At 71.8% G+C, this 24,032-nt stretch carries 20 protein-coding genes and 2 pseudogenes; 10 read left to right on the plus strand and 12 right to left on the minus strand.

Annotated elements, in window-relative coordinates; all coding sequences use genetic code 11:
• Nucleotides 1-51 precede the first annotated feature (51 nt).
• Nucleotides 52-1,149, plus strand: a complete 1,098-nt coding sequence (gene purM / locus ACZZ0J_RS15930; protein ID WP_123937526.1) for a phosphoribosylformylglycinamidine cyclo-ligase — start codon at nt 52-54, stop codon at nt 1,147-1,149.
• A 181-nt stretch (nt 1,150-1,330) separates the two neighbouring features.
• Here purM and ACZZ0J_RS15935 read toward each other — a convergent pair whose 3' ends face one another.
• Nucleotides 1,331-1,549, minus strand: coding sequence for a DUF3073 domain-containing protein (locus tag ACZZ0J_RS15935; RefSeq protein ID WP_111085566.1), 219 nt, complete (start codon nt 1,547-1,549; stop codon nt 1,331-1,333).
• 158 nt (nt 1,550-1,707) lie between these two features.
• Between ACZZ0J_RS15935 and ACZZ0J_RS15940 the strand changes: the two genes are divergently transcribed.
• Nucleotides 1,708-2,823 carry an NAD(P)-binding domain-containing protein gene (locus ACZZ0J_RS15940; protein ID WP_463437663.1) on the plus strand — a complete coding sequence of 372 codons (1,116 nt, stop codon included), beginning with the start codon at nt 1,708-1,710 and terminating at the stop codon, nt 2,821-2,823.
• 104 nt (nt 2,824-2,927) lie between these two features.
• Here the strand turns inward: ACZZ0J_RS15940 and ACZZ0J_RS15945 are convergent, their stop codons facing one another.
• The 4 genes and pseudogenes from ACZZ0J_RS15945 to ACZZ0J_RS15960 all read right to left on the minus strand — a co-directional run bounded on the left by ACZZ0J_RS15945 (nt 2,928) and on the right by ACZZ0J_RS15960 (nt 6,717).
• The gene (locus ACZZ0J_RS15945) at nt 2,928-3,368 is read right to left on the minus strand and encodes a DoxX family protein (protein ID WP_463437664.1); all 441 of its coding nucleotides are present in this window, start codon (nt 3,366-3,368) and stop codon (nt 2,928-2,930) included.
• 108 nt (nt 3,369-3,476) lie between these two features.
• Entirely contained in the window at nt 3,477-3,722 is a 246-nt protein-coding gene (locus ACZZ0J_RS15950; protein ID WP_131880742.1) for a DUF3072 domain-containing protein, read from the minus strand.
• A gap of 10 nt (nt 3,723-3,732) precedes the next feature.
• Complete coding sequence (locus ACZZ0J_RS15955; RefSeq protein WP_463437665.1) at nt 3,733-4,530, minus strand: hypothetical protein; 798 nt, start codon at nt 4,528-4,530, stop codon at nt 3,733-3,735.
• A gap of 11 nt (nt 4,531-4,541) precedes the next feature.
• Nucleotides 4,542-6,717, minus strand: a pseudogene (locus ACZZ0J_RS15960) (APC family permease).
• A gap of 172 nt (nt 6,718-6,889) precedes the next feature.
• On the opposite strand from ACZZ0J_RS15960, the gene ACZZ0J_RS15965 reads away from it, so the two are divergent.
• Nucleotides 6,890-7,678 carry a MerR family transcriptional regulator gene (locus ACZZ0J_RS15965; protein ID WP_463437666.1) on the plus strand — a complete coding sequence of 263 codons (789 nt, stop codon included), beginning with the start codon at nt 6,890-6,892 and terminating at the stop codon, nt 7,676-7,678.
• 158 nt (nt 7,679-7,836) lie between these two features.
• Here the strand turns inward: ACZZ0J_RS15965 and ACZZ0J_RS15970 are convergent, their stop codons facing one another.
• From ACZZ0J_RS15970 to yczE, 3 genes are all read right to left on the minus strand, one after another.
• Nucleotides 7,837-8,418, minus strand: coding sequence for a PadR family transcriptional regulator (locus ACZZ0J_RS15970; protein WP_463437667.1), 582 nt, complete (start codon nt 8,416-8,418; stop codon nt 7,837-7,839).
• Nucleotides 8,415-9,362 carry a DUF4097 family beta strand repeat-containing protein gene (locus ACZZ0J_RS15975; RefSeq protein ID WP_463437668.1) on the minus strand — a complete coding sequence of 316 codons (948 nt, stop codon included), beginning with the start codon at nt 9,360-9,362 and terminating at the stop codon, nt 8,415-8,417. The genes ACZZ0J_RS15970 and ACZZ0J_RS15975 overlap by 4 nt, the downstream gene beginning before the upstream one ends.
• A 134-nt stretch (nt 9,363-9,496) precedes the next feature.
• On the minus strand, nt 9,497-10,150 hold the full coding sequence (yczE, locus tag ACZZ0J_RS15980) for a membrane protein YczE (RefSeq protein ID WP_463437669.1): 654 nt from the start codon (nt 10,148-10,150) through the stop codon (nt 9,497-9,499).
• Between the two features lie 61 nt (nt 10,151-10,211).
• Here yczE and yczR point away from each other — a divergent pair, with 61 nt between their 5' ends.
• From yczR to ACZZ0J_RS15995, 3 genes and pseudogenes are all read left to right on the plus strand, one after another.
• Nucleotides 10,212-11,663 carry a MocR-like transcription factor YczR gene (gene yczR / locus ACZZ0J_RS15985; protein ID WP_463437670.1) on the plus strand — a complete coding sequence of 484 codons (1,452 nt, stop codon included), beginning with the start codon at nt 10,212-10,214 and terminating at the stop codon, nt 11,661-11,663.
• A gap of 199 nt (nt 11,664-11,862) precedes the next feature.
• A pseudogene (locus ACZZ0J_RS15990) lies at nt 11,863-12,443 on the plus strand (DUF6518 family protein).
• A gap of 40 nt (nt 12,444-12,483) precedes the next feature.
• Complete coding sequence (locus ACZZ0J_RS15995; RefSeq protein WP_463437671.1) at nt 12,484-15,750, plus strand: efflux RND transporter permease subunit; 3,267 nt, start codon at nt 12,484-12,486, stop codon at nt 15,748-15,750.
• Here the strand turns inward: ACZZ0J_RS15995 and ACZZ0J_RS16000 are convergent.
• Nucleotides 15,747-16,043 (minus strand): hypothetical protein, encoded by a 297-nt coding sequence (locus ACZZ0J_RS16000; RefSeq protein WP_194648542.1) that lies wholly within the window; start codon nt 16,041-16,043, stop codon nt 15,747-15,749. The genes ACZZ0J_RS15995 and ACZZ0J_RS16000 overlap by 4 nt on opposite strands.
• A gap of 243 nt (nt 16,044-16,286) precedes the next feature.
• Nucleotides 16,287-17,297: an alpha/beta hydrolase gene (locus ACZZ0J_RS16005; protein ID WP_463437672.1), complete on the minus strand. Its 1,011-nt coding sequence runs from the start codon at nt 17,295-17,297 to the stop codon at nt 16,287-16,289.
• Between the two features lie 166 nt (nt 17,298-17,463).
• Between ACZZ0J_RS16005 and ACZZ0J_RS16010 the strand changes: the two genes are divergently transcribed.
• Both ACZZ0J_RS16010 and ACZZ0J_RS16015 read left to right on the plus strand, forming a co-directional pair.
• A complete protein-coding gene (locus tag ACZZ0J_RS16010; protein ID WP_243648844.1) occupies nt 17,464-18,318 on the plus strand; it encodes a polyphosphate kinase 2 family protein in 855 nt (284 codons plus the stop codon).
• A gap of 268 nt (nt 18,319-18,586) precedes the next feature.
• Complete coding sequence (locus tag ACZZ0J_RS16015; RefSeq protein ID WP_463437673.1) at nt 18,587-20,647, plus strand: DEAD/DEAH box helicase; 2,061 nt, start codon at nt 18,587-18,589, stop codon at nt 20,645-20,647.
• 150 nt (nt 20,648-20,797) lie between these two features.
• Here ACZZ0J_RS16015 and ACZZ0J_RS16020 read toward each other — a convergent pair whose 3' ends face one another.
• Together ACZZ0J_RS16020 and ACZZ0J_RS16025 are read right to left on the minus strand one after the other, a co-directional pair.
• A complete protein-coding gene (locus tag ACZZ0J_RS16020) occupies nt 20,798-21,307 on the minus strand; it encodes a mycothiol transferase (RefSeq protein WP_123293670.1) in 510 nt (169 codons plus the stop codon).
• Between the two features lie 48 nt (nt 21,308-21,355).
• Nucleotides 21,356-21,898, minus strand: a complete 543-nt coding sequence (locus ACZZ0J_RS16025; RefSeq protein WP_123340156.1) for a MarR family winged helix-turn-helix transcriptional regulator — start codon at nt 21,896-21,898, stop codon at nt 21,356-21,358.
• Nucleotides 21,899-22,102: 204 nt separating this feature from the next.
• Between ACZZ0J_RS16025 and ACZZ0J_RS16030 the strand changes: the two genes are divergently transcribed.
• Together ACZZ0J_RS16030 and ACZZ0J_RS16035 are read left to right on the plus strand one after the other, a co-directional pair.
• Nucleotides 22,103-22,702 carry a hypothetical protein gene (locus tag ACZZ0J_RS16030; RefSeq protein ID WP_111085548.1) on the plus strand — a complete coding sequence of 200 codons (600 nt, stop codon included), beginning with the start codon at nt 22,103-22,105 and terminating at the stop codon, nt 22,700-22,702.
• 571 nt (nt 22,703-23,273) lie between these two features.
• Nucleotides 23,274-23,975, plus strand: a complete 702-nt coding sequence (locus ACZZ0J_RS16035; protein WP_463437674.1) for a hypothetical protein — start codon at nt 23,274-23,276, stop codon at nt 23,973-23,975.
• The last annotated feature ends 57 nt before the right edge of the window (nt 23,976-24,032 follow it).

Genomic DNA, 24,032 nt, shown 5'->3' on the forward strand with positions numbered 1-24,032 from the left:
AGAATCGGGGGGTACCGAACAAGTCTGCCATGTCACCGCGAAGGACTCCGCATGCCCAACCCGTACGCCGAAGCCGGAGTGGACACCGCTGCCGGTGACCTGGCCGTCGAACTCATGAAGTCCGCAGTCGCGGCGACGCACAACAGCCACGTGCTGGGCGGCGTGGGCGGCTTCGCCGGACTCTACGACGTGTCGTTCCTGAAGGACTTCTCACACCCGTTGCTCGCGACCTCGACCGACGGCGTCGGCACCAAGGTCGCCATCGCCCAGGCGATCGACAAGCACGACACCATCGGGCAGGACCTGGTCGGCATGGTCGTCGACGACATCGTGGTGGTCGGTGCGAAGCCGCTGTTCATGACCGACTACATCGCCTGCGGGCGCGTCGTGCCGAACCGCATCGCCGACATCGTCGCCGGGATCGCCCGCGGCTGCTCGGCGACGGGCACCGCGCTGGTCGGTGGCGAGACCGCCGAGCACCCCGGGCTGCTCGGTCCGGACGACTACGACGTGGCCGGCGCCGCGACGGGTGTCGTCGAGGCCGGTTCGCAGCTCGGCGCCCACCTGGTGCAGGACGGCGACGTCGTGCTCGCGATCGAGTCGTCCGGGCTGCACTCGAACGGGTACTCGCTCGTCCGGCACATCCTGGCGTCGCGCGGGGTCGGGTACACCGACCAGCTGGCCGAGTTCGGCGGTGTCTCGGTCGGCGAAGCACTGCTCGAGCCCACCCGCCTGTACACGACGCCGCTGCTGGAGCTGCTCGAGCAGCACCCGGGCGCCGTGCACTCCCTGTCGCACGTGACCGGTGGTGGCATCGCGGCGAACCTGGCGCGCGTGCTGCCCGTCGGCTCGTGGATCGAGGTCGACCGCTCGACCTGGCAGCCGCTCCCCGTCTTCCGCGTGCTCGCCGACATGGCCGGCACCCCGATCGAGGACACCGAGGGCACCTGGAACCTGGGCATCGGCATGTTCGCCGTGGTGTCCGCCAGTGCCGCGGTGGACGTCATCGAGTCGCTCGGCGTCGCCGGGATGCCCGCGTGGCCCGTCGGCACGATCGCCACGTCGGCCCGCGACCTGACCGGCTTCGAACAGGGCGCCAAGGGTGTCGACGGCGGTGCCGTGCGGCTCGTCGGGAGCTACGCCGCCTGACCCGGGCTGGTCGAGGTCGCACGGGCTGAGAACAGGTCGTGCGGCCTCTGCATCTGGCCGTGCGGCCTCGGCGCCTGGCTGTCCGGCCTCGGCATCTGGCCGTGCGGCCTCGGTGCCTGGCCGTCCGGGCGCGCAGAAACGCCGCGCTGCCCGGAGGCGCGCGGCGTGACGGCTGTGCCGGTCAGGCGGACTTGTTCTGGTCCGCTTCGGTCTCGAACTCGTCGGATTCGTCTGCCGCTTCGGGACCGTACTGGTCCGCCCAGCGGTCGACGAGATCGTCATCGGAGTGTTGTCCGGCGGAGAGCTCCTGCTCGAGTGCACCGTAGTTCGTCTGCGGGCTGAAGTACTTCAGCTCACGGGCGACCTTGGTGTGCTTCGCCTTTTGACGGCCGCGCCCCATGCGTGACCCCCTCGTTCGGCTCTGGTCCGGTCCTGGCGAATGACGGAAGATCACTCGGGGAACCAGACGGTTCGTGGTTTGAAATCTGCCGATCACTCTACCATGTACCTCGATCTGGACGTCGCCGCGACGGCTCCGCGCACAGGAGAATCGAAGTGATGACCGAACCCCTCGAGAACCCAGCCGACCAGTCCGCCCGTGTCGTCGTCATCGGGGCGGGGCAGGCTGGACTGTCGGTGGGATACCACCTGCGCCGCCTGGGGCTCGTGCCCGGCACCGACCTGGTGCTGCTCGATCGTGCCCCGAGCACGGGCGGCGCCTGGCAGTTCCGGTGGGAGGCCCTGCGGCTCGGCGCGGCGCACCGCGTGCACGACCTGCCGGGGATGCGGGCGATGGGGCTGCAGTTCGACGACGCCGATCGGTCACGACCCGCCCGGGACGTCGTGGGGGAGTACTACCGGCGGTTCGAGCAGCACTACGACCTGCGGGTCCGGCGTCCGGTCTCGGTGCCGTCGGTCTCGCGCACCGCGGACGGCCGACTCTGCGTCACGACCCGCTCCGCCGACGGCACCGAGACCCGGATCCGCGCCGACGTCGTGGTGAACGCATCGGGCACGTGGGGCACGCCGTTCGTGCCGTGGTACCCGGGCCGCGGCGCGTTCCGCGGACGACAGCTCGACACGACCGAGTACCGCAGCGCCGCGGAGTTCGCCCGGCAGGACGTCGTCGTGGTCGGCGGCGGAACGAGTGCCATCGGTTTCCTGCTCGAACTCGACGGCGTCGCCCGGTCGACCCACTGGTTCACCCGGCGGCCGATGGTGTGGGCTGACTCGTCGTCGCTCGACCTCGAGTCGGCGGTCGCAGCGGTCGACGAGCAGGACCGGGCTGCTCGTGCCGGCGAGGTGCTGCCGAGCATCGTGAGCGGTACGGGCGTGCCCGTCTCGCGGCGGATCCGGGCGGGCATCGACCGCGGGGTCCTGCGCGACCAGCCGATGTTCACCCGGATGGACGAGACCGGCGTGGTGACAGTCGACGGCACGCACGTGCACGCCGACGCGGTGCTCTGGGCGACCGGGTTCCGGGCCGACCTGCGGCACCTCGCGCCGCTGCACCTGCGGACCGCGGCCGGCGGGGTCGTCGTGGCGGACGGGCGCTCGGTCGACGAGCCGCGGTTGTTCCTGGCGGGCTACGGGCCGCAGGCGTCGACGATCGGTGCGAACCGGGCCGGACGGCTCATCGCCCGCCAGGTGATGGACGTGCTCGCCGCCGCGTGAGTCCGATGCCCGCACGGTGCGAGGCTGACCACCCGGTGCGAGGTTCTTTCGCCGCACTGAGTGATCAACCTCGCACCAGGGTGGCGGCGGCAAAACGCGGCGGGTCAGGCGGGCAGGGGCTCCTGCGCGCCACGACGGCGACGGGACGACGCCAGGAACACGGCGTCGAGCGAGAACCGCCCCGGGCCGGTCAGCGCCACGACGAGCGAGCCGACCGCCAGGACGAGCACGTACTCGAAGCCCCCGTCCTGCGAGAAGAAGCCGGACGACGCGTGGGCGAGCAACCCCGCGACGACCATGTCCACGGCGAGCAGGACGCCCACGACGCGGGTGGCGACGCCGAGCACGAGCAGCACACCGCCGACGAGTTCGAGGCCGGCGACCAGGGGCGCGGCGACGTCGGCGAGCGGCACGCCCATCCCGGAGAAGCCCTGGGCCACGTTCGGGATGCCCTGGGCGAACTTCTGGGCGCCGTGGGCGATGAACACCACCCCGAGGACGATGCGGAGCGCGGTCAGGCCGATGGAGGTCGATGTCGTTCGCATGGCCACGACGGTAACCGGTGACGCGTCATCGATTCCCCCCGCCCGGGGTCTGCCCGGACTTCACCAGAACATGCCCAGGCTGGGGTCCGCCGAAGGGCGGACCCGCTCTCAGGAACCCGTGGCGTCCGTGCCGCGGCCGGTCTGCTGCTGCAGGCGGTCGATGTGCTCCGAGGCCTCGGCCTTGGTCAGGTCGGCGGAGAGCTCCTCGCCGGCTTCGCGGGCCAGGGTGTCGAGGTAGCTGCGCTGGGGTCCGGTCATCGGCTCGTCACCGGTGACCCACTGCTCGGGGTCCTTGCTCGCGTCGGTCGACGGGTCCGGACGGGCGCCGCCGAGGGTCTCTTCTGCATCACTCATGCCGAGGACGCTACGCCGCACCCCCGACGCACCCCGCAGGCGCGTGTCCCCCGTCAGACCGGCGTGGCCGAGTACCGCACCAGGTCCGGACCGACCGCACTCGTGGCGATCGGCACGGTCCGACCCTCGCGCCGGACCCAGATCGTCGCGGCCTGCTCGTCGATCCGCTCGACCTCGTGCAGCGATCCGTCGAGCAGCACGGTCGCGGACACCACGACCCGGCCGCTGGACGGCCGCGGGGAAGTCCGGGGACGTCGTCGTCGTACGCCGCGTACTCGCCGGGCTGCAGGAACGGGGACACCGGAGCGGTCACGACCTCGAAGCCCTCGTCGACCTCGGCGACCGCCACGAGCCGCACCGCCAGGTCCGTCGGCAGGGGGACGTCGACCACCCAGGGCGCCTCGGAACCGGCCAGTGCGCGGAAGGCGGGCCGACCGTCGGGGGCGAGCCGTGCCTCCAGGCCGTCGATCCGGACCCGTCCGCGACCGCGCGAATCGGCGTAGAGACCGGGCTCGATGCCGGACTGCCGCGCCTCGAGCCGGGTGATGACCACGCGGTCCGGGCGGTACCAGTCGCGCAGCGTCGACGGGTCGACCCACCCGACGCTGGGGACGCCGCGCGACAGCGCTGCCGACTCGTCGGCGGCGCGCTCGTCGAGCGCACCCAGGGGGTGTTCGCCGCGCACCGCGACGAGTCCTTCGTGGCGGCTGCCCGCGACGGGCTCGTGGTCCAGCACCTCGACGCGCTTCGACACCTTGCCGCCGTGGCCGTCGAACGTGGCGAACGTCCGCAGGTCGGTGATCGTCATGACGTCAGATGCTACGACTCGTCGCCCCGGCGCGGCGAGGTCGGCACGAGCGCGTGCAGCTCGCCGGTGCACTGCGCGGGGTCGACGCCCTCCGCGGGACCGGCCGGACGGGTCGCACGACGCGGCTGCAGGCTGTTCCGCTGCGCGGACCGGGCCAGGCGATCGTCGACGACACCGTCCACCGGCGCTCCGGCCGAGCCGGCGAGGGACCGGCGGAGCGGCGGCCGCACGGGCTCGCCGCGACGTTCCTGGCCGGGGAGCGGACGCGACCGGCGGCCGTACAGCAGTTCGGACGAGTCGAGCAGCCACGGCACCAGCGCGACGGTGACGCCGTGCACAAGCAGGAGCTTCTTGCGGATGCGACGGCCGCGGTGGTTGTGGAGCAGGCCCTCCCACCAGTGGCCGACGATGAAGATCGGCGTGTAGACGGTGACGACCTCGGAGCCGTGCTCGAGCCGGTGCGCCTTGATGTACTTGATGAGCGGCATCGAGATGTCGCGGTACGGACTCGGCACGATGGTCAACGGCATCCGGATGCCGTACTCGGCCCACTGGTCGCGCAGGTGCTGGGCGTCGGCGTCGTCGATCGCGACGTGGATCGCCTCGCAGCTGGCGTGCTCGGCGGCGATCGCGTAGTCGAGGGCCTTGAGCACGGGCTTCTGCAGCTTGTTCACCAGCACGACGGCATGGTCACCGGTGGCGCCGAACTCGGTCTCGACGTCGGCCTCGATCTCGTGCGAGACGTCGCGGTAGTAGCGGTTCACGCCGAGCATGAGCACGTACAGGATCGGCATGATCAGGAACACGAGCCAGGCGCCGTGCGTGAACTTGGTGATCGTGACGATGACCAGGACGACCAGGGTGAACGTGGCCCCGATCGCGTTGATGGTGCGGGAGCGCACCACCTGCGCGCGGTTGACGGACGGATCGGCGGTGCCGGCCCGGTCCGCGCGCAGCAGGCGCGTCCAGTGCACGACCATGCCCGTCTGGCCGAGCGTGAACGACACGAAGACACCGATGATGTAGAGCTGGATGAGGCTCGTGACGTTCGCCCGGTACACCACGAGCAGCGCTGCGGCGACGAGCGCCAGGACGATGACACCGTTCGAGTAGATGAGCCGGTCGCCGCGGGTCGACAGGGCCTTGGGGGCGTACGAGTCGCGGGCCAGGATCGAGCCGAGCAACGGGAACCCGTTGAACGCCGTGTTCGCGGCGAGGAGCAGGACCGCGGCCGTCGTCGCCTGGATGACGAAGAACAGCACCGAGTTGTCACCGAACGTCGCCGCCGCGATCTGCGCGATGAGGGAGCGCTGCGGCGTCGTGGCGCAGTCCGCGAACCCTGCAGGTCGCAGGCGCGTTCGGCGTAGTGCACGCGGGACACGAGCGCGAGCGTGATGAGCCCGATGAACAGGACGATCGCGATGCCGCCCATCGCCACCAGGGTCGCCTGCGCGTTCTTGATCTTCGGACGCCGGAAGGCCTGCACGCCGTTCGCGATGGCCTCGACGCCGGTCAGGGCCGAGCAGCCGGAGGCGAAGGCACGGAGGAGCAGCAGGATTAACGCCGCCTGCGTCGTGTGCTCGACGTTGTCGACGGTGTACCCGGCAGACTCGGCGACCGGGGCGTGTCCCGCGGCGACCCGGACCAGGCCGGTGACGACCATCACGAAGACCGACGCCACGAACAGGTAGGTGGGGATGGCGAAGGCCTTGCTCGACTCCCGCACGCCGCGCAGGTTCGTGGCGGCGAGGAGCACGACGAACACGAGCGCGAGTTCGACGCGGACGTCGTTCAGCATCGGCAGCGCCGAGATGATGTTGTCCACGCCGGAGGCCACCGACACGGCGACCGTCATGACGTAGTCGACGAGCAGCGCGCTCGCGACGACCAGCCCGGCCTTCTCGCCGAGGTTCCGGTGCGCGACCTCGTAGTCGCCGCCGCCGGACGGGTACGCCTTGATGAGCTGCCGGTAGGACGCGACGACCACCACGAGCAGCAGCACCACGAGCGCGGCCACCCACGGTGCGAAGGTCAGGAACGACATCCCGCCGAGCAGCAGGATCATCAGGAGTTCCTGCGGTGCGTACGCGACGGAGGACAGCGGGTCACTCGCGAAGATCGGCAGTGCCAGGTGCTTCGGGAGGAGCTGTCCTTCGAGCTTCTCGGAGGGAGGGGATCCCCGATCAGTCGCGCTTTCAGCGACCGGACCTCGTTCGTCACGAGCGGCAAACCTACTCAGTTCCGGGCGGGAGTCAACACGGGTGCCCGGGCGGTCATTCCCGCTCGGTCGCGTGTCGTCGATGCCGCACCCCGATCACCCCTTTCGGTTGACGCTGCGTCAACCTCTACGGTGGGCTGCATGAGGGATCCGTCAGACATCGCCACCGCAGCTGCGAAAGCACCCCACGGCATCGCCGACGTGGCGCGATCCGCCGGGGTGTCGAGCCGCACGCTCCGCCACTACGACGCCATCGGACTGCTGCCGGCCACCGCCGTCGGCGACGGCGGGCTCCGCCGCTACGACGACCGGGCGCTCGTCCGGCTGCAGCGCATCCTGCTGCTGCGCGGCCTCGGCCTCGGGCTGCCCGACATCCGCCGGGTCCTCGACGGCGAGCAGGACGACGTCACCGCGCTCACCGCGCACGTCGCCTGGCTCGAACGCGAGCGGGACCGCCTCGCCCGGCAGCTCGCCGCCGTGCGCACCACCATCACCAGGATCGAGAACGGGGACACCATGAACGCCACGGACACCTTCGACGGGTTCGACCAGACCCGCTTCAAGCACGAGGTCGAGGAGCGCTGGGGAGCGGACGCCTGGCAGCGCGGCACCGCCTGGTGGGACGCGAAGGGCACCGCGGGCAGGCAGGCGTTCCAGGACGAGCTGCGCGCGATCGCCCAGGACGCCGCAGCGCTCGCCGCGTCCGGCGACGGCCCGGACTCACCGGCCGCGCAGGCACTGGCGCGGCGGCAGTTCGCGTGGCTCGCCGAGTCGACGCCACCGGCGGACCTCACCGCGGAGCGGTTCCGGACACTCGCCGAGATGTACGTGCACGACGAGCGGTTCGCGCACGCCTACGACTGGGCCGGAGCAGGTGCGGCACGTGCGCTGCGCGACGCGATGGTCGCGTTCGCCGACCGCGGGCTGTAGCGCGCCGACCGCAGGCTGGGGCGCGCGACCGGAACCGGGTTCCGGTCACGACACCACGGATCGGCGTGGTGCTGTGTCCGGAACCTGGTTCCGTGGACGGGGCGGTACGACGGGCGGCCGGGAGGCACGGGGCGCGACCGCCTGTCGGCCGCGGGCCGTCAGAGCGACTTGCGCAGGGCCTCCAGACCGTCACGCAGACGCGTCACGGTGTCCGCACGGAGCGTGCCGCGGGTCGCGCGTCGGCGCAGGTCCGCGCGGACCTGCTGCCGGAACGACGACAGCGCCATCTCGAGCTCGCGCAGGGCGCGGGCGCTCTCCGACGGCACCGAGACGGGGTCCTCGTGGGAACCGGTGCCGGGGCTCTCCGCCGAGGCGGCGAGGTCTGCACGGAGGGAGCGCATCGCCTCGCCGACCGAGGCGCGGACGCCGTCGGCCAGGGACTTCACCGAGTCGGCGACCCCGGACTCGACCGCGGCGATCTCGTCGGCACGGGCCGCGAGTTCGGTGCGGCCGGCGTCGGTGATCGCGTAGACGGTCTTGCGGCCGTCGGCGGTCTTCGAGACGAGGCCTTCTTCCTCGAGCTTCGCGAGTCGCGGGTACACGGTGCCGGCGCTCGGCACGTAGGTGCCGCCGAACCGGTCGCCGAGGGCCTGGATGAGCTCGTAGCCGTGCATCGGGTGGTCCGCCAGCAGCACGAGCAGGTACAGGCGGAGGTGGCCGTGGGCGAAGACGGGACTCATGCGGGCACCTCGCCGTCGTCCGTCGGAGTGGTGTCGGCGGCGGGAGCAGTACCGGAAACCCCGCCGGGCGCCTCGCCGTCGTTGGTCGGGGCGGTCGGGGTGGTCGGTGCGGCCGGGGTCGTCGGGGCCGCGGTCGGTTCCGCTGCTGCCGGCGGGGCGTGCAGCACCGCGATGTCGCCGGAGACCGAGTTCACGCGCAGGTCCAGCCACTGGCCGGCCAGCTCGCCTCCCTGCTTGACGTACGAGCCGCGCACACCACGGATCTCGGAGTCGTCGAACTGCAGCTTGCCGGACGCCGTGCTGACGGTGCACTGGTAGGCGACGCCGTCCTCGAGCCGGACGCTCACGCCACCGGAGACCGTGTTGACGCGCGCCGATTCCGGCACGCCGTGCAGGTCGAGCACGACGTCCGCCGAGACACCGTCCGCCTGGAACCGCGGGATCTCACCCGTGGCCACGACGTCACCCGAGACCGTGTGGACCGTCAGGGCGCCGTCGAGCTCGCGGATGGTCGTCGCGCCCGACACGGCGTTGACCGTGACGTCGCCGGCGACACCGTCGACGACGAGGTCGCCGGACACGGTGTTGAGCATCGCCCCGCGGTTCGTGCCGGACAGCAGCGCACCCGCCGACACGACGCCGAGGTGCACCGAGGCGTCGCGGGGGACCAGGATGCTGACGTCCGCGTGGGCCTTGCCGCGGAACGACTTGAGGAACCCGATGGGGTCGTCCCACCGGATCTGCGGGTGGTCGACGGTGAGCGTGTCGCCGTCGACCTCGATCTTCAGCTGCTTGCCCGACACGCTGTGGACCTCGACCCGTGCGGTGGGTTCGTCGTGTGCCACGACGTCCACCTGACCACCGACGAGTCCGACACGGAGTGTGCGGACGATGCCGGTGTCGATGACCTTGGGCTCGTCGACGAGCCACTTCTCCTGCGTCATGTTGCTTCCTCCAACTCGCGATGTATCGCGTCTGTGGAGGTCACGCTATATCGCGAGTCGACGCGCCGCAAGGGTGCCGGGCGGATGGTGAGCAGAAATGGTCGGGTGGGGCCCTGCGACCCGACCATTCCTGCTCACGAAGCGTGCGCGACGGAGGTGGGGCGGGCCTCCCGGACGACCCGGTGCTCGGGGCTCCACGGGAACCGGCGGAAGAACGGCATGAGCGGCTGCACCATCGGACCGATTGCGAAGGCGGCGATGACGGTACCGGCGCCGACGTTGCCGCCGAGGATCCAGCCGACGACGACGACGGACACCTCGACCAGGGTGCGCGCGAGCCAGAGCGGCCAGCCGAGGCGCTCGTGCAGCCCGACCATCAGGCCGTCACGGGCCCCGGTGCCGAACCCCGCGCCGATGTAGAACGCCGTCGCGACGGCGAGCAGTGCCAGTCCGGCGACGAACAGGGCGATCCGGGAGAGCAGTCCGGACGGCTCCGGCACGAGCCAGAGCACCAGGTCGGCGCTCGGCCCGATCGCCAGCGCGTTCAGCAGGGTGCCGATGCCCGGCTTCTGGCGCAGGGGGATCCAGAACAGCAGGATCACGCCGCTCGACACGACGGTGATGACGCCGAACGACCACGGCACCACGTTCTCGAGGCCCTGCGTCAGGACGGTCCACGACGAGACGCCGACGACCGCTCGGACCTGCAGCGCGGTGGAGGCGCCGTAGAGGAACAGGCCGACGAAGAGCTGGACGAAGCGGAACGTGAGGGCGGTGCTGCGGGACATGGGTTCATCGTCGGTGTGGATTGGACTGCTGGTCGAGAGCCAATCGCGCTACCGTGGACCCATGACACCCGTGCTGCTGAGCGCCCGATCTGCTGCCCTGCTGCTCACCGACTGGCGCGACGGCACCGACGCCCCGGCGTACGAGGCCCTGTCCGACGCCATCCGTGTTCTCGTCATCGACGGCCGGGTCGCACAGGGCGTGCGACTGCCGGCGGAGCGTGGGCTCGCGACCGCGCTCGGCATCTCCCGCACGACCGTGGCGAACGCGTACGCCCGACTGCGGTCCGACGGGTTCGTCGTGTCGGTCCGTGGCTCCGGCAGCGTGGTCCACCTGCCCGCGTCCCTGATCGGTCGTCCCGACCCGGAACGGCTCGGCGGGGTGGTCGACGGCGAGCTCCTCGACCTGCGCAAGGCCGCGCTGCACTCGGCACCGGGGATGGCCGAGGCCGTCGAGCGGGCGGTGCGACACGTGCCCGCGGCGCTCGCCGGCATCGGGTACGACACCGTCGGCGACCCCGGGCTCCGTGCCGCCATCGCCGACCGGTACACCGAGCGCGGACTGCCGACCGACCCGTCCCAGGTGATCGTGACGATCGGCGCGCAGCACGCCATCGCGCTGCTCGCCCGGGTGCTCGTCCGCCGCGGGGACGCCGTGCTCGTCGAGTCCCCGACCTACCCGCACGCGCACGAGGCGTTCCGCGAGGCCGGCGGACGGCTCGTCGGCGTGCCCGTCGACGCGCGGACCGGGTGGGACGCCGCCGCGCTCGAGACGACGCTGCGCCGGACCGCCCCGGCCGTCGCCTACGTGATGCCCGAGCTGCACAACCCGACCGGCGCGACGATGACCGCCTCGACCCGCCAGCTCCTGCTGTCGGTCGCGGCGTCGGTCGGCACGACGGTGGTCGCCGACGAGACGATGGGGGAGCTGCGGATCGGCGGCGCGCCGTCGCTGCCGCTGGCAGCATCGGACCCGTCGGGGGCGTCGGTCGTGATGATCGGGTCGGCCGACAAGGTCTTCTGGGGTGGCCTGCGGATCGGCTGGATCCGTGCCGCGCCGGCGCTCCTGCAGCGGCTGCTCGCCGCCCGCCCGACGGGCGACCTCGGCACGCCCGTGCTCGACCAGCTGGTCGCGCGGGAGCTGGTCCCACGGACGGCCGCCGTCCTGGAGGCGCGGCGCGAGTACCTGCGACAGGGTCGCGACGACGTCGTGGGCGCGCTCAGGGCACGACTCCCGGAATGGGACGTCCCGTCGCCCGCAGGTGGGCTGACGACGTGGGTGGGCCTCGGCCGTCCGGTGTCGAGTGCGCTCGTGCTGGCCGCGCGGTCCGAGGGGGTGGTGCTGGCGTCCGGCGGCGTGTTCGGACCGGACGGCGGGTTCGAACGGTTCCTGCGGGTGCCGTTCACGATGGCGCCGGCGGACCGCGGTCGTCTGGTGGACGTGCTCGAACGGGCGTGGGCTCGGGTCGGTGGAGAGTCCGCCGGGGTGCGGGGCTCGCTCGCCGCGGTGGTGTGAGCCGTCGTGGGGTCATCCTCTGGGGTGATGGGCCGGGGTCGTTCTCGCTCCGTGGGGTGATGTGCGCGGCGGCGGACGACGCGATGCTGATGCCATGAACGCGACCCTGTCCGCCGGTGCTCCGGCCGCTGCTGCGTCCCCGTCGTCCGCGTCGCCGGCCGAGCCGTGCCCCGCGGTGCCGGCTCTGGTGCGCGTCACGATGGCCCTGAGCGGCGCGCTGCTCGCTGGTGTGCTGACCTCGTTCGGGCAGACGGTGCCCGCGCTGTCGTCCGTCGCGAACTCCGCCGGCCCCTGGTTCCTGGTCGCCGTCGCGCTGTGCATCGGCGCCGGGGCCCGTGCCGGCCGGTTCGCCCTGCCGCTCGCGATGCTGCTCGGCGTCGTGCTGCTCGAACTCATGCACGTCGGCTACTGGGCCACGACGAACCTGCGTGGCTACCCGGACTTCCTGTCCGTCACCAACCTGTGGGTGCTGCTCGGCGTCCTGCGGGGCTGCTCGCCGGTGCGGTCGCCGTGTTCGTCCGCTCCCGTGACGCCCGCTGGCGTGCCGGAGCCTTCGGGGTCACCGCCGCGATCCTGATCGGCGAGGGGGTACGGGCGCTGCTGCAGGTGGTGGCCACGACCGGCCCGGTGACCTGGGTGGTCGAGATCGCGGTCGGTGTCATCGTGCTCGTCGTCGGGGTGGCCACCGCCCGGTCGTCGGTCGGCCGCGTGATCGCCCTCGGCACCGGGGTCGTCGGAGCCGTCGGTGTCCTCGGGCTCTACCTGCTGATCGGGGCCTGAACCCGGCCGCTCGCAGACGCGTCCTGCGAGGATCGATGACGTGCACCTCCTCTCGGTCTTCAGCCTCCGCAACCGGGCCCTCATCGCGCTCGTCACCATCGTCGTCGCGGTCTTCGGGGGCGTGGCGCTGACGAGCCTCAAGCAGGAGCTGATCCCCAGCGTCGAGTTCCCGCAGGTCGCGATCGTCAGCGCCTACCCCGGGGCGACGCCGGAGGTCGTGTCCAACGACGTCTCGACGAAGATCGAGCAGGCGATCCAGGTCGTCCCGGACCTCGAGTCCACCAGCGCGACCTCGTCCACCGGACAGAGCGTGGTGTCGGCGTCGTTCCAGTACGGATCGAACCTGGCGAGCGCCGAGGACAAGATCCAGACCGCGGTGAACGCGCTGTCGCTGCCCGACTCGGTGCAGACGCAGATCGTCACCGGGTCCTTCGACGACCTGCCGGTGCTGCAGGTCGCGGTCTCGGCGTCCGGCAACCAGGAGCAGCTCGTCGACCGGCTGCAGGCCTCGGCGATCCCCGACCTGGAGAAGCTCGACGGCGTGCGGCAGGCGGACGTCTTCGGCAACCCCGGCCGCCGGGTCGTCATCACGCCCGACCAGGACGAGCTCGCCGCTCGCGGTCTCAGCCAGACGGCGATCTCGGACGCACTCGACGACAACGGCACCCTGATCCCCGGCGGCACCCTGACCCAGGACGGCTCGACGCTGTCGGTGCAGACGGGCGAGCGGATCGCTTCGCTCGACGACATCCGTGCGCTGCCGCTGACGAGTACGTCGAACTCGGGCACCGCCGACGGCACCAGCACCGGCGCGCCCACCAGTACCGCCACCGGTACTGCCACCGGTACTGGTGCCGACGCGGCCACCGGCGACGCGGCCACCGGCGCTGCGACCACCCCGACGGACACCACGCTCGGCGACGTCGCGAAGGTCGCGATCACGGAGTCGCCGCGCACCTCGATCAGCCGCGTGGACGGTGAGCAGGCCCTGACGATCTCGATCACCAAGACGCAGGAGGCCAACACGGTCGACGTCTCGAAGACCGTGCGCGACGCCCTGCCGGGCATCGAGGACAAGATCGAGGGCGACCCCCGCTTCACCGTCGTCTTCGACCAGGCGCCCTACATCCAGCAGTCGATCGACTCCCTGGCCGAAGAGGGGCTGCTCGGCCTCGCCTTCGCGGTGATCGTGATCCTCGTCTTCCTGCTCTCGTGGCGCTCGACGCTGGTCACGGCCATCTCGATCCCGACGTCGGTGCTCCTGGCCGCGATCGGCATGCGCGCCGCCGGGTACACGCTCAACATCATCACGTTGGCCGCCCTGACGATCGCGATCGGCCGTGTGGTCGACGACTCCATCGTCGTCATCGAGAACATCAAGCGGCACATGGTCCCGGGCGTCGACCGCCACCGCGCCGTGCTGGATGCCGTCCGCGAGGTCGCCGGTGCCGTCACCGCCTCGACCCTGACGACCGTCGCGGTGTTCCTGCCGGTCGCCTTCGTCGCGGAGCTGGTGGGGGAGCTGTTCCGGCCGTTCGCCGTGACCGTCACCCTCGCGCTCGTGGCATCGCTGTTCGTCTCGCTCACCATCGTGCCGGTGCTCGCGTACTGGTGGCTCCGCCCGCCGAAGGCGAAACCGGGCGCCGCTGCGGCACCGTCGGACGCCGATCTGGCGCCCGAGCCGACGGAGGGCGAGCTCGCTTCGGCCGCGGACCTGCACGACGCCGGCGCTTCTGACCGTCTGCGTCGGGTCTACCTGCCGGTGCTCCGGTGGGTCGTGCGGAAGCCGGTCGTCGTCATCCTGCTCGCGGTCGTCGTCCTCGGCGGCACGGGCGCTGCACTGCCGTTCGTCACCACGAACTACCTCGGGGACTCCGGGCAGAACACGTTCACGGTCACCCAGGACCTGCGGGCAGGATCGAGCCTCGCCGTCCAGTCCGACTCCGCACGCAAGGTGGAGCGGGCACTGCAGGACGTCGAGGGCGTCGAGACCGTGCAGACCACCATCGGCACCAGCGGACAGTCGATCCAGGCGGCGTTCGGCGGCGGTGGCACGGCCTCCGTGCAGTACGCGGTCACGACCGACGCCGAGGCCGACCAGACGACGATCCAGTCGGACGCCCGGAAGTCGCTCGGCGCGATCGACGGTGTGGGCGAGGTCACCATCGCGTCCTCCGGGGGCGGGTTCGGGGGCAGCAGCGACATCGAGGTCGACGTGTCCGCGCCGACCCAGTCGCAGCTCGAGACGGCCTCGCGCCAGGTGCTGAAGACGATGCAGTCGGTCGACCACACCACCGGCGCGACGAGCAACCTCTCCGCAGCGGAGCCCTACCTCGCCGTCCGGGTCGACCGCGCGAAGGCCGCGTCCCTCGGGCTCACCGAGACCCAGGTGGGTGGCCTCGTCGCCGCCGCGGTCTCCCCGCGCGACACCGGCAGCATCGAGATCGACGACGCGACGCTCGACGTCTACATCGCCGACCCGGAGCCGCCGACGACGATCACGGCGCTCCGCGCCCTCGACGTCCCGACGAGCACCGGCACCGTCCCGCTGTCCGACGTCGCGAAGGTCGAGGAGTCCGACGGTCCGACCACCGTCACCACGACGAACGCGGCACGCACCGCCACGATCACCGTGTCGCCGGACGCCTCGAACCTCGGTGCGGCCGTGCAGTCGGTCACGACCGCCGTCGACGAGCTCGACCTGCCGCGTGGTGCGACCGCATCGATCGGTGGCGTCGCCGCCAGTCAGTCGTCGGCGTTCTCGCAGCTGGGCCTCGCGCTCGTCGTGGCCGTGCTGATCGTCTACGTGATCATGGTCGCGACGTTCCGGAGCCTGCTGCAGCCACTGCTGCTGCTGGCGTCGGTGCCGTTCGCCGCGACCGGGGCGATCCTGCTGCAGATCGTCTCCGGCGTCCCGATCGGCGTCGCATCGTTGATCGGTCTGCTCATGCTCGTGGGCATCGTCGTGACGAACGCGATCGTCCTCATCGACCTCGTCAACCAGTACCGGCGGCGCGGCTTGCGGGTGCGTGAGGCGTTGATCGAGGGCGCGACACGACGCCTCCGCCCGATCCTCATGACGGCGATGGCGACGATCTTCGCGCTGCTGCCGATGGCGATCGGGCTGACCGGCAAGTCCGGGTTCATCTCGCAGCCGCTCGCGCTGGTCGTGATCGGCGGGCTGGTGTCGTCGACGCTGCTGACCCTCGTGGTGCTGCCGGCGCTCTACTTCGTGGTCGAGGGCGCGCGCGAACGGCGGGCCGACCGACGGACGGCGAGCGAACCGGCGACGGGCGAGGCCGCCTAGCGGCGGTACTCGGCGTCGATCGCGGCGAGGGGCGAGACGGCGGGCCGGTCGGCACGCTCCTCGCGCTCGACGGCGCGGAACCACGACACGAGCACACAGGTCAGCGTGACGAGGAAGACGACGCCGGCGCCCTGCGCGAAGACCGCCAGTCGCCCGGTCGCAGCCGCGTACCCGCCGAAGGCCATGGTGGCGGCGAACGACAACCCGAGCAGCAACTCCGCGGAGGTCTGCAGCGCGGAACGGTCCCAGCGGGTCGCGGCGGCGCGTGCAGGGCGGGTCGAGGTGTCGGTCACCCCGGAAGTCTGCGACCTGGCGCCGGTCGGCAGTAGTCCCGACTCCGGGTGCCACCCACCCGGGGCACGCGGTGGTGCACGTGCGCGGTCCCGGTTCCGGTCGTCGCCCGGTCCCGTGTATCCGCGAAAGCGACACTTCTCCGCCGAACATCGGCGGCACAACGTCGCTCTTGCGGCACGAACGGTCGCTCGTCGGCGAGAAGTGTCGCTTCGGCGGCACACCGCCCCCGCCCTCGCAGCGCCTCAGCCCAGCTGGGTCCGCAGGAACGTCGCGACGCGGCGGCTCATCGCCTCGTCGAGCTGCGCGATCGAGTGCGCCGTCCCCTCGACCTGCACGAACGTGACCGGCACGTCGTGTGACCGGAGCGTCGCCGCGAAATCCTGCGACTCCCACAGCGGGATGAACTCGTCCGTCGAGTGCCCGATGAAGAACGGCGCCGTGTCCGAGGTGACGTGGTACTCCGGCGACGCCCGGGTGGCCGCCGGACACGTCGCGTAGGTCCGGCAGCCGAGGTACAGCAGCTGCTTCCGCTGGAAGGACGCGGACACCCCGTCGGCCCGGGTCGAGCGTGACGTCAGGTTCGTGGGACCGCTCAGGTCGACGACCGCACGGATCCGGTCGCCCTCGGCGTAGGCGGCGGACTCGTGGTCGGTCACCGCGAGCATCGCCGCCAGGTTGCCGCCCGCACTCCCGCCGAACACCCCGACCCGCTGGGAGTCGACGTCGTACGTGGAGAGCGTCGTGGGGCGGAACACGTAGTCGAGCGCCCGTCGGACGTCGTCGAGGCCGGCCGGGAACGGGTCGGTGGGGGCGAGCCGGTAGTCGACGTTGAACGTGACGAAGCCCTCGGACGCCAGGTACTTGCACACCGAGCGGTAGGCGGCCGTGGCCTTGTCGCCGTGCGACCAGCTGCCGCCGTGGATCATCAGCACCGCGGGCCGTCCGGTGCTGGCTGCGGCCTCGGCGGGGTCGGCCGTCGGGGTGGCGGACGGCGTCGCCGTGGGGGTCGCGGTCGTCTCCGGGGCGCTGTCGGCCGGCAGGCAGACGTCGAGTCGCTGCAGCGGATCCGTGCCGTACGGCACATCGGCGACCACGTCGATGCCGTGGTACTGCAGGGACAACGGGTAGATGATGCTGTCCGCGGTGACCGTCGCGTTCTCGTCGCCGACGGGGTCCGTACTGCAGGACGCGACCGCGCCGAGCGCCACGACCGCGGCGACGAGCGCGAGCACTGTGCGGCGGCCGGACTTCATCGGTTCCACGGTAGCCGCACCCGAGGCCGGCCACGTCACCCCAGCGGAGGAACCCGGACCGCGCAACCCGACCGCGCAGTCCGCGACCGCGCAACCCGACGGCGGAACCGCCACAGTGCCAGGATGAGAGCAGGGCGCACCCGCCGCCCGGACCGCAGGAGGACCCGTGAGCCGTCGCAAGGCCTGGAACGCCGATCCCGAACCGCTGCTCCGCGTCGACCCGGGCTTCCGCCTCGACCAGGTCGACCCGGATGCGACGCCGGGCTTCCCCGGTCGCAAGATCGACGGGCTCGAAGCGCTCGCCGCGGGGGCGTCCCGCCTCGCCGCCCTGCAGGAGCGCCTGTACGCGGCGTCGACCGCCGGCGACCAGCGCCGTGTGCTGCTCGTCCTGCAGGCGATGGACACCGCCGGCAAGGGCGGCATCGTCTCGCACGTCGTCGGTGCGGTCGACCCGAACGGCGTGCGGTACGCGGGCTTCAAGGCCCCGACGGCCGAGGAGCGCGAGCACGACTTCCTCTGGCGCATCGAGCGTCAGCTCCCGAGTGCCGGGCAGCTCGGCGTCTTCGACCGCTCGCACTACGAGGACGTCCTCATCCAGCGCATCCGGGCGTTCGCGGCGCCGGACGAGATCGAACGACGCTACGGCGCGATCACCGAGTTCGAGGACCGCCTCACCGCCGAGGGCACCACCATCGTCAAGGTGATGCTGCACATCTCGAAGGACGAGCAGCGCGAACGCCTCGGCGAGCGACTCGACCGCCCCGACAAGCACTGGAAGTTCAACCCGGCCGACATCGACGAGCGCCTGTTGTGGGACCGGTACCAGGACGCTTACCAGATCGTGTTCGACCGGACCTCGACCCCCCAGGCGCCCTGGTACGTCGTGCCGGCGAACCGCAAGTGGTACGCCCGCCTGGCGGTGCAGCAGCTCCTGCTCCGGGCACTCGAGGACATGCAGCTCTCGTGGCCGAAGGCGGACTTCGACGTGGCCGAGCAACGACAGCGGCTCGCCGAGTCCTGACCGACGGGCCGGCCGGGAGGCACGGGCCGGGTCCGGCTCGCGGCCGTCCGTCGACGACGGGGCTGGCATCAGAGCGCGGGGTCGCGTAGACTCGCTCGGTCGGCCTTCGACGCCGTGACATCGTGATCACGGGCTTTTTGTTGGGTGTGTGTTGCTCGAGGGCTGGAATCACGTCGAATCGCGACGGGATGAACCCCCTTTCCGCAAGCAGCCCCCGCCGATGTCGCTGTCGGGCGCTGCGGTTCGTTGCGCACCCGAGAAAGCAGTCATGGCTCCGTACAACAAGGGCGCGGACAACCGCGCCTCCGATCGTCCCCGCCACCCGAACGGCACCCCCGCCGCACGCAGCAGCAAGCACCGCGGGTTCCGCGCCGCCGAACCGACCGCGCCGCGCCAGAAGCAGCGCTGGGACGCCGAGGAGCGTCGCGGCCGCTCGGCGCAGGGCGAGCGCCCCGCGCGCCCGAACTGGGAGCCCCGCGACAGCGGCGGCCAGCGCCGCCCGGAGCGCGACGACCGTGGTGGACGCGGCTTCAACCGTGACGACCGCGCGCCGCGTCGCTTCGACCGCGACGATCGTGCCCCGCGTCGTGACAACGACGACCGCCCGCGTCGTTCGTTCGACCGCGATGACCGCGCACCGCGCAGCTTCAACCGCGACGACCGTGCGCCCCGTCGTGACAACGACGACCGTCCCCGTCGCAGCTTCGACCGCGATGACCGCGCCCCGCGCAGCTTCAACCGCGACGACCGTGCTCCGCGTCGTGACAACGACGACCGCCCGCGTCGCAGCTTCGACCGCGATGACCGTGCTCCGCGTCGTGACAACGACGACCGCCCGCGTCGCAGCTTCGGCCGCGATGACCGTGCGCCCCGTCGTGACAACGACGACCGCCCGCGTCGCAGCTTCGACCGCGACGACCGTGCGCCCCGTCGTGACAACGACGACCGCCCGCGTCGCAGCTTCGACCGCGATGACCGTGCGCCCCGTCGTGACAATGACGACCGTCCCCGTCGCAGCTTCGACCGCGACGACCGCAGCGCTCCCCGCCGCTCCTTCGACGAGCCCGAGCGCGGCAAGTTCGTCCCCGCCGACGACGTCAAGCTCGCGAAGCTCCAGGCCGAGTCCACCGTGGCGTCCGACGTCGAGGGCGTGACCTTCGGCGACCTCGGCATCGGCGGCAACATCTCCCGCGCCCTGCAGGAGCTCGGCGCGAGCAGCCCGTTCCCGATCCAGGCCGCGACGATCCCCGACGTGATCGCCGGCAAGGACGTCCTCGGCCGTGGCCGCACGGGTTCCGGCAAGACCATCGCGTTCGGCGCCCCGCTCGTCGAGAAGCTGATGGAGCACGGCGGCGGCACGAAGCGCAAGATGGGTCGCGCCCCGCGTGCACTCATCCTCGCGCCGACCCGCGAGCTGGCCCTGCAGATCGACCGCACGGTGCAGCCGATCGCCCGCTCGGTGGGCCTCTTCACGACGCAGATCTACGGCGGCGTGCCGTACGGCCGTCAGGAGGGCGCGCTCGAGCGCGGCGTCGACATCATCGTCGGCACCCCCGGCCGTGTGCAGGACCTCATGAACAAGGGGAAGCTCGACCTCAGCGAGGTCGTCATCTCCGTGCTCGACGAGGCCGACCACATGTGCGACCTCGGGTTCCTCGAGCCGGTGCAGGAGATCCTCTCCGCCACCGCCGAGGTCACCCCGCAGGGCAACCGCGCGCAGAAGCTGCTGTTCAGCGCGACGCTCGACACCCAGGTCGCGGCGCTCGTCGAGCAGTTCCTGCACGAGCCGAGCGTGCACGAGGTCGCGGGTGAGGACCAGGCGTCCTCGACCATCGACCACCGTGTCCTCGTGGTCGAGCAGCGCGAGAAGGACCGTGTCCTCGAGGAGCTCGTCGCCGGCGACGGCAAGACGATCGTCTTCGCCCGGACCCGTGCCTACGCCGAGCGCCTCGCCGACCAGTTCGAGGACGCCGGCATCCGTGCCACGTCGCTCCACGGCGACCTGAACCAGTCGCGCCGGACCCGGAACCTGCAGCTCCTGACGAGCGGCCGGGTGAACGTGCTCGTCGCCACCGACGTCGCCGCCCGCGGCATCCACGTCGACGACGTGTCGCTCGTCGTGCAGGCGGATGCCCCCGACGACTACAAGGCGTACATGCACCGCTCGGGCCGAACGGGCCGTGCCGGCAAGGAGGGCACCGTCGTGACCCTCGTCCCGCGTGGTCGCATCCGCAAGATCGAGGGCATCCTCGAGCGCGCCGAGATCGCGGCGGACCTCGTGCAGGCCGCCCCCGGTGACGGCATCGTGTCGGAGCTCGCCGCGCGGTAGTCGCGACCACACGCACGACGGGAGGCCCGTGGCGAGCTCGCCACGGGCCTCCCGTCCGTCACATGGTGAGCAGCAATGGTCGGGTCCCGAAGTCGGACCCGACCATTTCTGCTCACGAAGCGCCCGCGACCGCGCCCCCGCGCGCCCGCGTCAGCGGTTGAAGAACAGCAACCCGCGCACGAAGCCGGCCTGGCCGGCGTGCTGCGTGCAGTCGTCGAGGATGCTCACGAGCCGGGCGCCGGCGGTGACGGGCGGGTCCCACGCGTCGTCGACCACGGGGTCGAGGTCGTCCGGGCCGAGCGTGCCGAGGTACGCGACGGTGCGGTCGTGGACGGCACGCAGGTACCCGGTGAGCAACTCGGCCGACGCCCGCACCCGACCGACGTCGTCGCGGGACATGCCGTAGCCGAGGGCCTCGGCCGGGAACGGCAGGCCGAACCGCTCGTACCAGCCGTCGGCGGTCCACACCTGCGCGGTGCCGGCGAGGTCGGCGATCTGGACGTCCTGTCCGCGGGCGGTGTGCCACGCGAGCCATGCCAGGGTGTTCGCCCCGGCGGCCGGACGCGCTGCGAGTTGGTCCTCGGACAGGCCGTCGACGGCACGTTCGACGGTCTCGGGGACGCGGGAGAACGCTTCGATCAGGACTTCGGACGGTGTCATGCGCACCACGCTACGCGCGCGCCCCGACACACGAGGTCACGTGGATCGTCACGCGGAGCGGGCTGCGGTCTCCGCACGCGAGTGGCGGTCCAGGGCGTCGCCGAGCCCTGCGAACGCGGCCGCGAGCCGGACCCGGTCGGCGGGGGCGACGACCTCGCGGAAGGCATCCGAGTAGACGGCGCCGATCTGCCGAGCCACCTCGGCCCCCGAGGCGGTGAGGTGCAGCAGGACACTGCGACGGTCCTGCGGGTTCGGGCGGCGCTCGAGGTGTCCGCGCTGCTCGAGCCGGTCGACGAGCGAGGTCATGGCGCCGGTGGTGAGCTCGAGGTACTCGCCGGCCTGCTTCGGCGTGATCCCTTCGCCGTCGGCCGCGGACAGGAAGAACACGAAGCGGGTGTCGGTGGCGTTCAGTCCACGCACGACGCTCTCGTGGTGCAGGACGCGGGCGTGCTGCGTCTGGAGCAGGCGGAAGGCGGTGAGGAGCTTCGCGAGGTCAGTGTCCGAGTCCATGCTCTCCGGCACGGAGACGGTCGGCGACACGGGCGCGGGCGGCAGGGTGTCGGGCAGGACGGGCTGGGTGGTGTCCGTCATCGGCAGCTCTTCTCGGCAGGGGGTGGGAAGACTCAGTCAACAAGTATCTCACTCGTCAAGATACCCCCAGCACGGGGGTGGTTCCTTCTCTTGTGAGTTGCTCGGCGGAAAAGTAACTTGATCGTCGTAGCAAACACCACCGGCACCGACGCGACCAACCACCGCGACCACGGCGCCACCGTTTCCGGATCAGGAGCTCTCGCAATGTCTCGTGTCACCCCTCGCGCCGCCCGTCTCGCGGCCTGGATCGCCATCCCCGCCGCCCTCGTCGCCTCGGGTGTCGTCGTCTCGACCGCGTCCTACTCGGCGTTCTCGGCCACGACCGTCAACCCGACCAGCAACTGGACCGCCGGCAGCGTCGCCCTCACCGACGACGACAACAACACCGCGCTCTTCACCGCGACGGGCCTCAAGCCCGGCTCGACCGGCGCCAACTGCATCACAGTCACGTCGACCGGCTCGCTGGCCTCGACCGTGAAGCTGTACGGCACGAACCCGGCCACCACGAACAACCTGTCGGGCAACATCAACCTGCAGGTCGAGCAGGGCACCGGCGGTGGCTTCGGCTCCTGCACCGGCTTCACCCCGGCCGCGACCAGCGGAACGCTCTACAACGGCACCCTCGCCGCGTTCGGCACCGGCTCGACGAACTTCGCCACCGGCCTCGGCACGTGGGCCCCGACCGGCTCTGCGTCCGAGTCGCGCGTCTACCGCTTCACCTACACGGTCTCGAGCACCGCGCCGAACACGGTGCAGGGCGGCACCGCGTCCCTCGGCCTCACCTGGGAGGCCCAGAACAGCTGAGCCGGGAGCCCTCCCCACCCGGTGACCGGGGCTCAGCCCGAGCCCGCCCCGGTCACCACCCCCGAGAACGCGCCCCCGGTCGAAGGCAGTCATGAGCAGCATCGCAGTGCACGGTGGTCCCACACCGCACGCCGTGCTCCGTGACGTCGTCGACTGGGGCGCGTCGTCGTCGGCACCGTCGCACGCGGTGTGGTCGCGACCCTCCTCGGCCTCGCGCTGTGGGCGGCCGCCCCAGCGCTGATCGGCTGGCAACCGACGACGGTGATGACCGGGTCGATGGAGCCGCGCCTCACGCCGGGCGACGTCGTCGTCTCGCGCCCGGTCGCGTCCGGCGAGGTCCGGACGGGCAAGATCCTGCTCGCGGACGACCCGGACCAGCCGGGTCACCTCCGCATGCACCGCTACGTCGAGGACGGCCCGGGCGGCACCCTGGTCACCAAGGGCGACGCGAACCCGCAGCAGGACTCCACGCCGCTCGAACGCTCGGCGGTGCACGGGGTCGCCTTCCTGCGCATCCCGTTCGTCGGGGCGCCGGTCCTGTGGCTCCGGCAGGGAGTGGGTCAAGGTCGTCGTGCTCGCACTCGGCCTGACGGCGCTGCTCGCGCTCTGCACGGTCGACGGGTCGCTCCGCCGCCTCACGGCGCTCGACGACGACGCCGACGGCTCGGACGGGGGCGACACCGCCCACGGGTCGGGTGACGGGCCGTCGGACGGTACCGACACCGGCCGGGAGGCGCGCGACGACGCCGCCACGCGCCTCCCGTCCGCCACGTCGACCGTCGTCACCCGTCGCTCGCTCCGGGTGCACGAGCGTCGCGTGCAGCGGCTGCGCCGCTTCGGCGGCGCGGCGGCGGTCCTCGTCATCGCGGGGAGCGTCGGGGTGCTCGTGCCGGCGCAGGCGGTGGCCGTGCCGTGGTCGCGGACGACCGTGAACCCGGTGTCGAACTTCACGGCGGGCACGGCCGCGGCCGTCCCCACGCTGACCTGCACGGCCGCGTCGTCGAGCACCGTGACGATCGCCTGGACCTACACGGACCCGACCGTGCCGAACTCGTTCGACCTGATGAACGGGACGACCCAGCTCGCGACCGCCACGACGGCCGGACAGCGTTCGCTCGTCTACGGCGGGGCGGGCCTGCTCGACCTCGGGACGACCTACACGCTGAACCTCCGCACGAACCTCGGCAACAACTGGACCGCGACGAGCACGCCGACCGTGAAGGTGCGGGTCGTCTCGGTCCTCGGCCTGGCGTCGGCGAGCTGCGTACCCTGAGTTCTCCACAGGCGGCGCGCGGCCGTCCGGCGATGTCCTCGGCCGGCGTTACCGTGT

This window comes from Curtobacterium sp. AC272 (genome assembly GCF_979258155.1).